General features: G+C 50.6%; 10 protein-coding genes and 1 pseudogene. 8 read left to right on the forward strand and 3 right to left on the reverse strand.

Going from position 1 to position 9928, the window contains the following annotated elements:
- Window positions 1-578: 578 nt before the first annotated feature.
- The 3 genes and pseudogenes from AACT52_RS08490 to AACT52_RS08500 all read right to left on the reverse strand — a co-directional run.
- A pseudogene (locus tag AACT52_RS08490) lies at window positions 579-686 on the reverse strand (zinc ribbon domain-containing protein); the annotation flags it as partial.
- Between the two features lie 170 nt (window positions 687-856).
- The gene (locus tag AACT52_RS08495; protein ID WP_272937159.1) at window positions 857-4096 is read right to left on the reverse strand and encodes a WD40 repeat domain-containing protein; all 3240 of its coding nucleotides are present in this window, start codon (window positions 4094-4096) and stop codon (window positions 857-859) included.
- Between the two features lie 54 nt (window positions 4097-4150).
- A complete protein-coding gene (locus tag AACT52_RS08500; protein ID WP_233154257.1) occupies window positions 4151-4486 on the reverse strand; it encodes a helix-turn-helix domain-containing protein in 336 nt (111 codons plus the stop codon).
- A gap of 656 nt (window positions 4487-5142) precedes the next feature.
- On the opposite strand from AACT52_RS08500, the gene AACT52_RS08505 reads away from it, so the two are divergent.
- The 8 genes from AACT52_RS08505 (at window position 5143) to AACT52_RS08540 (ending at window position 9819) form a co-directional block, all read left to right on the forward strand.
- Complete coding sequence (locus AACT52_RS08505; RefSeq protein WP_073636522.1) at window positions 5143-6084, forward strand: NAD-dependent epimerase/dehydratase family protein; 942 nt, start codon at window positions 5143-5145, stop codon at window positions 6082-6084.
- Window positions 6085-6103: 19 nt separating this feature from the next.
- Window positions 6104-6511, forward strand: a complete 408-nt coding sequence (locus tag AACT52_RS08510) for a hypothetical protein (RefSeq protein ID WP_073636523.1) — start codon at window positions 6104-6106, stop codon at window positions 6509-6511.
- 106 nt (window positions 6512-6617) lie between these two features.
- Window positions 6618-7034 (forward strand): NADPH-dependent FMN reductase, encoded by a 417-nt coding sequence (locus AACT52_RS08515; protein WP_233154258.1) that lies wholly within the window; start codon window positions 6618-6620, stop codon window positions 7032-7034.
- Between the two features lie 19 nt (window positions 7035-7053).
- Complete coding sequence (locus tag AACT52_RS08520) at window positions 7054-7311, forward strand: NADPH-dependent FMN reductase (RefSeq protein WP_337251830.1); 258 nt, start codon at window positions 7054-7056, stop codon at window positions 7309-7311.
- Between the two features lie 68 nt (window positions 7312-7379).
- A complete protein-coding gene (locus AACT52_RS08525; protein ID WP_073636524.1) occupies window positions 7380-7664 on the forward strand; it encodes a hypothetical protein in 285 nt (94 codons plus the stop codon).
- A gap of 513 nt (window positions 7665-8177) precedes the next feature.
- Window positions 8178-8315, forward strand: a complete 138-nt coding sequence (locus AACT52_RS08530; RefSeq protein WP_158055029.1) for a hypothetical protein — start codon at window positions 8178-8180, stop codon at window positions 8313-8315.
- Window positions 8312-9061 (forward strand): SDR family oxidoreductase, encoded by a 750-nt coding sequence (locus AACT52_RS08535; protein WP_073636525.1) that lies wholly within the window; start codon window positions 8312-8314, stop codon window positions 9059-9061. Before AACT52_RS08530 ends, AACT52_RS08535 begins: the two co-directional genes overlap by 4 nt.
- Before the next feature lie 290 nt (window positions 9062-9351).
- Window positions 9352-9819, forward strand: coding sequence for a cupin domain-containing protein (locus AACT52_RS08540; protein ID WP_073636526.1), 468 nt, complete (start codon window positions 9352-9354; stop codon window positions 9817-9819).
- Window positions 9820-9928 lie beyond the last annotated feature (109 nt).

Below are 9928 nucleotides of genomic sequence, written 5' to 3' on the forward strand. Positions count from 1 at the left end.
GGCTACTGAAAGCCCACACTGTATTCGGTACCCCGAATCAGTGCGGGTAGTTTACACTCCCCTGGCTATCAAAACTATGTCCTGAGCCCTGAGTCCTTACGGACACGCTGCGCGTAATTCCTTACGGACAGGCTGCGCCAACACTTCGGTGTGCGCTTGCGCTTACGGGCACGGCTTGAGGCCGTTAGCGCAAGCTCCTCCGGAGGAGGCACGGACACGCTACGCGAACGCTATCGCTCGTTTTGATTATTGCCAGGGGATTCTACATTCTTCCTAGTTACTTGCTAAGCGCAGGTTTTCACCCTTCGGGTTCGCCAGTTCCCTAGGTCGGGAGACCCTCCTTCAGGACTGGTCTCACCAACTAGAGTAGAGGTTGCTAGTCCTGTAGCGTTACTTCCCGGATGCCCTCCGGTAGCGATGCCGCGATTGAGAATATTGATTGCCGCATTAAGTAGATAGGTAGAAATAAACCGAACTATGTTAAGAAATGTAAAAGCCTCTAAAACCCGCGCCTTAGACCAATGACTAATGACTAAGGACTCCCGAAACTCGTTAACTTTATTTGTACCGACCTACTTAACATCCCTTTGCAAGTCGCATCCACAGTTACATTTATGGGTGCGAGTTGAAAGAGACTTTTTCACAATTGCACCACAATCTGAACATTTTTGAGATGTCATTCTTGGAAGGTCGTGCATCGTCATATTTAACCTACATTCCGCAGGTTATATCTACGCCAATGAACGAGTTGACCAACTCGTGAACGAGGGAATGGCGCAATCGCGATGACGCCTTTCAACAGTTGCTAGACACAATCGAACACAAGCGAAGGCGCTGAAGCTGGCTGGATGTCGCTTCAATGGTCAATTGCCCCTAATGCTTTCAGGGTAGCTCTTTGAGCCACGGTCAACCCGGTTGCGCCTTGAATATTCATGCCTTCATACAGGCGATTGACCATCAACGTTTCGATACAACGTCCTGCCTGCACGTCCCAAAGCTTGATTGTGCGATCGTCACTCCCACTGAATAAGATTTGACCATTAGAGCTAAAGATCAGTGACCGAACCCAACCGGTGTGTTCGCCCAGGATGTGAAGGCAATGCCCCGTTTGCAGATCCCACAGTCGAATCGTTTGGTCATCGCCGCCACTTGCTAGGAATCGACCGTTGGGACTGATGGCAACCGTCCAGACGGCTCCTGTATGCCCCTGCAAAACCTTCAGACATTCTCCAGTTTGCCCATCCCATAATCGAACCGTTTGGTCCTGACTGCCGCTTGCCAGTCGGTGACCACCCGAATCAAATGCCAGTGCGAAAATTGCACCGATGTGTCCCTGCGATACCCTCAAACATTCTCCAGTTTGCACATCCCAAAAGCGAATGGTCAGATCAAAACTGCCACTTGCCAACCATTGACCGCTCTTGTCAAACGCGATCGCAGCAATACCGTTCTGGTGTCCGCGTAACACATGCAAACAATGATGCGTTTGCACATCCCACAGTCGCACGGTGCAATCATAACTACTGCTTGCCAAAATTTGTCCCGTTGGGCTGAACAACACTGTCCACACGGCCGCGTTGTGCGCTGACCATCGATCGAGGTGCCCAGTTTGAATATTCCATAGAGCGATCGACTCATCGTGTCGATTGATCGCGAGAGTTTGATTATCGGGACTAAAGCTGACGTTGCTGAATGATGACATCCGACGGGTTGGGCTGGGAAACGTTTTGTAGGGGTGATACGATGACAGATTGCCATCTGGTTGCAAATGCCACAACTGAATCATTTCATTCTGACCACTGCTGGCAAGGATTTGGTCGTCCGAGCTGAGGCTCAGCGAGTGAATTCCACCCGTGTATCCACGCAACATTTTCAGGCTCTTTCCGCTCTGTAAATGCCACAGCCGCACCGTCTGGTCTTCTCCTGTGCTGACCAACAATTGACTATCGGCACTGATGGCAAGCCCAAAAACATCGTGGGTATGACCCTCAAGGACATAGATGGGTTGCCCATCTTGAATACTCCAAAGGCGTAGCGTACCGTCGAGGCTGGCACTGGCTAACCAATGACCATCCGCGCTAAAGGCAATGTTCCAAACCCAGTCGGTATGTCCCTGCAGTAGCTTGACACTGGAATTTATGATACTAGGCTTGGACGCTCGATTGTGGGAGCAATCACCGCTCCACAGTCGAATCGATCCATCCCGGCATCCGCTAGCGAGCAGTTGACCATCCGGGCTGTAGCGCACACACTGAGCCCCGGTGGTATGCCCCTGTAAGATACTCAGGCAGTTGCCATTGCTCACATCCCAGATCCGAACGGTTGTATCATTACTGCTACTGGCTAAGGTTTGCTGATTCGGAGCAAAGTGGACAGAATAAACACTCTGGGTGTGTCCTTTCAAAACCCGGAGACACTGCCCTTGCAAATTCCATAGGCGCACCGTTTTATCTTCACTGCCGCTCGCTAACTGCTGACCATCGACACTAAAACTCACTGATCGAACGCCACCGGTATGTTCTGTTAGCACCTGCAAGCATCGCCCACTTTGGACATCCCACAAGCGCACCGAACTATCCGTACTGCCGGTGGCTAACATGTTGCCATCCGGACTAAAGGCAACCGACCAAACCCAGCCGATATGACCTGAAAAGGTGGCTAAGAGTTGGGTTGTGCTGATGTTCCAGAGATAGATGTTGCCACTGGAATCGCCCACTGCCATCGTCTGACCGTCTGGACTCAGGTCGATCGACATGGCAATACTGAATGTTTCTGAAAAGATAGATTTCGTTAAGTCAGCATTCTGAAAATTGACTCCTGCTAAATCGACCTGCCGTAAGTCGGCTTGCTGCACCACAAGACCAGAAAAATCTGAGCCGCGCAAATCGACTTGAAGCTGCACCAGCAGGTTAATCAAGTTGCCTGCCACATACCCTGGTTTCTGCCCCTGTTGCCTTAATAAGTGCTTTGCTTGTGCCTCGATCGCCGTCACACTGCCAAAGCGAGACAGCAGCCGTTCCATCACAGGTTGCACAATTAAGCGCCTCTGAATCTCTCGAATGTAATCTTTTGCCTGTACTGGCAATAAGGGATGCGTTTGCCAAACGTTAAGCTGCTGCGTCTCAAATTCGATGCAAAGAAGCTGCACGAATCGCTCTGTGACATATTCCATCACCACAGGTTGCAAGAAGAATAACCCATCGGTTTTTTCAATGAGCGATCGCCTCAGTAGTGAGTTGATCAAATTAGGTACACTTTGTTGAGCTGCAGGATCAACCACGTTCTCTCGAATATCTGAAATCGAGACTGGCTCCCGATGAATTGCAAACCAGGACAGTGTTTTCTGTTCCGCTTCACACAGGCGAGCGAACTGACGGGAGAGCAAATCGCGGATGTCTTCAAAAACAGCCAATCCCTGACTCAGATAGGGCAACACCTCTGTAATGCTGCCGTTAAACAAATCCTCAATTGCGGCTGCCACCAGTTTCAATGCCAGAGGATTGCCACCGTAGTGGTGGATTAAAGTCTCCCATTCGGCTTGTGAACCTGTAAACGCTCCTTTTTGCCGAAAGATGGCGCGTCCGTCATCAGGTGTCAGCCCGCTCAAGGTCAGCGAGCGCACCAGCACCTGTGCCCCTTCCATCAGTGCTATTTCGCGTGGCTTTTCTCGACTAGTGAGCAACAAACAACTTTGGTGGGACGTATCGCCAATGGTTCTGAGCAATTGTCCGTAACCTTCGTAGCCCGAGAGCCATTGTCCCACTGCCTCACGCTGCAAAATGGTCTCAGCATTATCGAGCAGCAATAAACACCGACGCGACCGCAGATATTGCATCAGTTTGGAAATTTGCTGAGCGAGCGTGGTAGGAATGATGGGATCTTCCCCATAAAGCGGCATGAGAAACGTAAGCAGGCTTGACAGGAGTTCATCCAGCGGTGGTGCATTAGCCAGGGAGCGCCATACGACAATCTCAAATTCTGCTTGCATCCCAAGCGCAGCTTTGACGGCGATCGTACTTTTGCCAATGCCGCCAATGCCCAACAACCCGACTATGCGACAGCGATCAGATACAATCCACTGCCACAGTTGTGTCAGTTCTACCTCACGCCCATAAAACGCTGAGGCATCGACTGCCGTATCCCAGTCCTGTTAAGAATTTGTCCACCGGCTCACAGTCTCTTGGGATGAGGCTGGCGATGTCAGGTCTGCCTGCGTCAATTCCAGCCCAAACGCCCGGAACAGATACTCTAATGACTGGCGATCGACCCCCAGTTCGCGCTTGAAGATGCGAGCGAGGGTATTTAGGGAGAGTCCGGTGCGAGCGCTGAGATCTTCCTGGCTGAAGCGCTTACCCCAGGTTTCGTCGGATTCCGCCTGCTGTTTTGCCGTCTGAAACTTTTGCCACCCTTGAGGCGATAGGATGGCTCCTCGCACTCGAAAAGAAGTGGAGCGACCTCGTCTAGTTTTTGATGGGTTGGAATCCATATATTAGCCGATGGTGCAAACGACAGAGCGCTTTTCTTAAATCAGTTATCAGTTATCAGTTATCAGTTATCAGTTATCACTTATCAGTTATCACTTATCACTTATCACTTATCAGTTATCAGTTATCACTTATCACTTATCAGTCCTGACGGCGGGCGCTTTGGGGGATGCGCTCACCGCCACCAACGCTCTCTGGTCTAATTGGTGGGGGACGCGCGACGACTCGTATTTAACTGATAACTGCGTAGGTAGCTGTTCACTGTTAAAATATCGGGCGTTTCTTTAATCAAGGACTCACGGGGAGTTTCAGCAACACAGATAAAAGGCAAATGATTCCATTTTGGTTAAAGTATACCAGGTTTAATTGCTTGTGGCTCACTTAGGGGAGATCCAAAAAATAAAATATCCAGCCGTGTCTAAGCGTTGTTTGGTTGCGGTAGTTCAATCTAGGTTATGCCGGGATGATATTTTATTACTTGTAAGTGCCTAGGGTGGCGTTCCTCAAGCACAGTACAATGAAATCACGTTTTAACTCAAAGAACTTGAGTGGTCTAAATTGAGCGATCGCAGAAGAATGAAGTTAACCGAGGTGGGCAGCAAGCTCATCAATCTAAATGTAGTACCGTACTAGCCAACAAGTTTTGGAGGATTTACAGATGAAGATTTTTGTTGCCGGGGGAACAGGAGCGATCGGTCGCCCAACGCTCGACCAATTACTTGCCAGAGGACACAATGTTGTCGCGCTGACCCGCACCCAAGAAAGAGCACAGTCCTTAGCGGCACAGGGAATCGAACCGGCGATCGCGGATGTATTCGACGCAGAGTCAGTTAAAGCGGCGGTCATTCGCGCTCAACCAGAGGTGGTGATTGAACAACTCACCGCTCTACCCAGAACTTACACTCGCGAATCCATGAATGCGACAGCGGCTCTGAATACGCGGATTCGGTCGGAAGGGGGAGGCAATGTGCTGGCGGCAGCAAAGGCAGCAGGGGTGCGCCGTTTCCTGAAACAGTCGATGGCCTTCTGGGGAATTCCCGGTGCTGGATTGGCAGATGAGGAAACACCGTTATCGCTTGATGCCTCCCCCGCTGTTGCCGCCGATGCTCGCCTCGTCACTGAGACTGAGCGTCGTTTGCTCCAAACACCTGATCTGGAGGGAATCGCTTTACGCTATGGCTTCTTCTACGGACCCGGCACCTGGTTCAACTCGGATGGTGATGTAGGGCAACAGGTGCGGCAGCAACAGTTTCCGATCGTCGGCAATGGGGATGGCGTCTGGTCGTGGATACACATTGAAGATGCCGCGATCGCCACCGTTGCCGCCGCAGAGCAGGGCAACAGGGGTGTTTATCTGATTGTCGATGATCAGCCTTTAGCGGTGCGCGACTGGCTGCCTGCGTTTGCTCGCTCGCTGAATGCTCCACCCCCGCCACGGGTATCGGTTGAGGATGCTCTCAAAATGGAGGGTGGTGCGGATATTGTTTACTACCAGACTCAGATGCGAGGCGCATCAAATGCCAAGGCAAAACGCGAACTGAATTTTCAGCCGCGACCGTTGGAATGGACGGTTAGCACCACTGCGGCTCATGCTAACTAACCAGTGAAGGGAGAAGAAGATGAAGATTGCTCATTATGGAACAGCGATCGTAGTCATGCACGTACTCCTTCATGGACTACATGGCTTAGCGCATAACGAAATCCCAATTCCCCTTTCTCTGCTTCAGGGTTTGTTTGTGGGGGGTGTGGTGATATTGGCTCCCATTATTGCAGCCGGTTTACTCTGGACGCCGTTCTACCGCATCGGTAGCTGGCTCTTGCTGGGTTCAATGACAGGCTCACTCCTTTCTGCAATTTACAATCATCACTTGGTCATTAGCCCCGATCATGTTTCTCAAGTTTCCTTTGAAGGATGGGGCTTGCTTTTCCAAGTCACCGCTTACCTGATGTTAATTGTCGATGGATTGGGATGTTGGATTAGTGTATTGGCGTTGAGAACGACTCAGCCACCAGAGAAGGCGATATGAGTTTCTCTCAATGGTTTTAACCACTATCGTGCCCTACTGTTCCGGTTTGCGTACCGCTGTGGGAATGCCATGAGTGAAAAACATTGCCGATCAAAGGTGAGTTCTCGTGTTTTCACAACTCACTGGGGATGGCTCAAAACTCAACAACCATAAACTCATCACGAGAAAACTAGAAAGAAAGGAGGAATTCATGATCACTGCCAAAATTCTCGCTTTTGCCGGGAGTGCTCGCCAAGATTCTGTCAACAAAAAACTGGTGAAAATTGCCGTTGAAGGAGCTAAAGCCGCAGGTGCAGAAGTGACCTACTTGGATTTCCGCGATCTGCCCTTACCGCTCTATGATGGGGATTTGGAGGAGGCTGAGGGACTGCCAGAGAATGCCCTCAAGCTCAAGGCCCTAATGAAAGCGCATCAGGGATTCCTCATTGCCTCCCCAGAATACAACAGTTCGATCACCCCACTGCTGAAAAATGCGAATCTCCTGACGGAGAGGCTACGCCAACGATTGGGCATCGCGTCCTGAACCGGACGAACCTTCATTGGTGTGTTTCAAAGAAAAGGTTGCGGTGTTAATGAGTGCTTCCCCTGGAAATTTGGGAGGCTTACGAGGATTAACTCATGTCCGTTCCATTCTTGGAAACATTGGGGTTCTGGTGTTGCCAGATCAGCAGGCAATTGGGAACGCTTATCAAGCGTTTGATGAGAATGGCAATTTGAAGGATGAAGCCCAACAGACAAGTATCTTGCAACTTGGCAGCAAACTCGCAACGGTGACTGCCAAACTCAATCTCCCTGTCTAAACAAAGTTGAGCATTTCAACTAGTGAAAAAGTTTGACCCGTAGATTTCAACAACATTGGAGAACAATTATGACTCAAGCAAAGCATCCTGCTGATCCAACCCCTCCAACCCTGGAAGGGAAACTGGCTCTGTTACGGAAATTAAGGGATGAATTGGGCAGCGGTGATACCATTCGTCGTCTCTTTTTTGGGGACCTGGAACCCATTGCCCTTCAACCCGGAGGAGCGAATACCGTGGTTCATCTTTACAACAAAGCCAATGATGTCACGATTGCCTATTGTACTTCCTACGATGTCTTTCTGGCTGCCCGTCCGGGACGAGTTACCGAGTTTGACCCGGCTGAGATCAAATAAGCGACTAAGCTGACCGGATGCAAAATTTTGGGTTCTGTCGCAAGAATCGCTGATACCAATTCGACCTGAAGATGCACTTAATATTTATTAAACGAACCGCCAAGACGAGCCAGCGCTGCAGGAGGAGCCAGCACTGCAGTGAGGCAGCGCCCTTTGGAGGGTTTCCCGACAGCAGGCGACTGCCGAAAGGGTCTCCCGCCGTAGGTGACTGGTGAGTCCAGTCCTGTTGGCGCAGCCTGCCCGCAGGGCTTAGGCGGGTTTCCCAACAAGCGGGAACTGGCGTTGGCGCAGCCTCTCCGGAGGAGATACCCGAAGGGCGTTGGTTTCCCGACCTAGGCGACTGGTGAGTCCAGTCCTGTTGGCGCAGCCTGCCCGCAGGGCTTAGGCGGGTTTCCCAACAAGCGGGAACTGGCGTTGGCGCAGCCTCTCCGGAGGAGATACCCGAAGGGCGTCGCCAAGTACGCGGCTGAGTGAAAGAGTAAGTATTAAGTGCTTTTTTTACAGAGAATTGGTATGAGCACGATGATCTCAGGCAGAAAGTGTCGCTACTTGAAGCGGGTAGAAACAGCCATCTCAGTTGAGAACAACTCACTGCGGATGGCTCAAAACTCAACAACCATGTTCTTTAAATTATCAGAGGTGTTGTCATGAAAATTGTTGTCATTGGTGGCAGTGGGCTGATTGGTAAAAAGCTTGTCAGCAAGCTACAGAAGCTCGGACATGAGGCGGTAGCAGCGTCCCCTTCTTCAGGTGTCAACGCTGTTACGGGTGAGGGACTGGCTGAGGCGTTAGTGGGTGCTCAAGTTGTTGTCGATGTGACGAATTCACCCTCCTTTGAGGATGCGGCGGTGTTAGAGTTCTTCCTTGAGTCATCCCGGAACCTACTTGCAGCGGAGGCAGACGCGGGTGTGGGTCATCACATTGCAGTATCAATCGTCGGTGCCGATCGCATCCCGGATAGCGGCTATATGCGTGCGAAAGTCGCTCAGGAAAAGTTGATCCAGTCCGCAGCAATACCCTATACAATTGTTCGCGCTACGCAGTTCTTTGAGTTCATCGAGACGATCATCGCTCAATTCCCCACCGATGGGCAAACAGTTCACTTGCCCCCTGCCTTTATCCAGCCGATCCTGTCGGAGGACGTTGCTGACGCGCTGGTCGATATCACACTGGGAGCGCCAGTAAACGGCATTATCGATTTAGCGGGTCCAGAGCGGTTCCGTTTCGAGGAAATCGTCCGCCAATTCCTGAGTGCAACTCACGACTCACGTCAGGTGGTTGTAGACACTCACGCCCGTTACTTTGGTGCAGCGTTGAACGATCAGCTGGTTCCGCAGGGCAACTCGCTCATTGGCTCGACCCGTTTCGAGGACTGGCTCAACCGCTCTATCGCTTAAAACAGTGAACACTACCAGCCGCAGTAACCAGTAAACAGTGACCAAAAAACTGGTAACTGGTAACTGGTAACTGATAACTGATAACTGATAACTGTTAAAGATCAGCAATGAAAATTCAATGCTGACATACGTTGGGTTGAGGACACAAAGCCCAACATTCCGCAACTGCTGAGTTTTGCAACGCTCAACTCAACCAACACCTGTCTAATCCGCGATCTGCTTGATTCAGCATGGGAGCACATCAGACGGATTTATATTCACCAGTTTGTATTTACGCAAGGAGAACGGAAATGTTTACTCTTATTTTCTCGCGAGTTGCATTCATGACTCTCTCCATATTCACAGCGCTCTCCATATTCGCAACTCTACCCGTATTCGCAGTTTCAGTCAATGATTTATCTGCTGATACGTCTAATGATACGTCTAAGGTAACGCTGGTCTTTGATCACGCCCTTCCCAATGTGCCAGGAAAGAGTATCAAAGGCTTGCTGGTCGAATATCCGCCAGGTGGCTCAACACCTGCACATACCCATGCAGCCTCGGCTTTTATCTATGCAACAGTGCTCGAAGGTGCAATTCGTAGCAAAATCAATGATAATCCGGAGCAGGTGTATCACGCTGGTGAGAACTTTTTTGAAGTACCTGGCGATCATCATCGTGTCAGCGCAAATGCCAGTGATACTCAACCCATGCGTATGCTAGCCGTCTTTGTCGTCGATACCAATGAAGAGAACCTAACCACACCGGACGACGAGTAAGACGCACGCATTGCACACAAGAATTTTTATCAAATCGCCGTAATACCCCATCCACCTATGCGGTGGGGATGTAAGGCGGTGAGTGACGAAAGCATCTCTTCTTCTGTAG

It is taken from the genome of Scytonema sp. HK-05 (assembly GCF_963872035.1).
GTDB lineage: Bacteria > Cyanobacteriota > Cyanobacteriia > Cyanobacteriales > Nostocaceae > Kalymmatonema.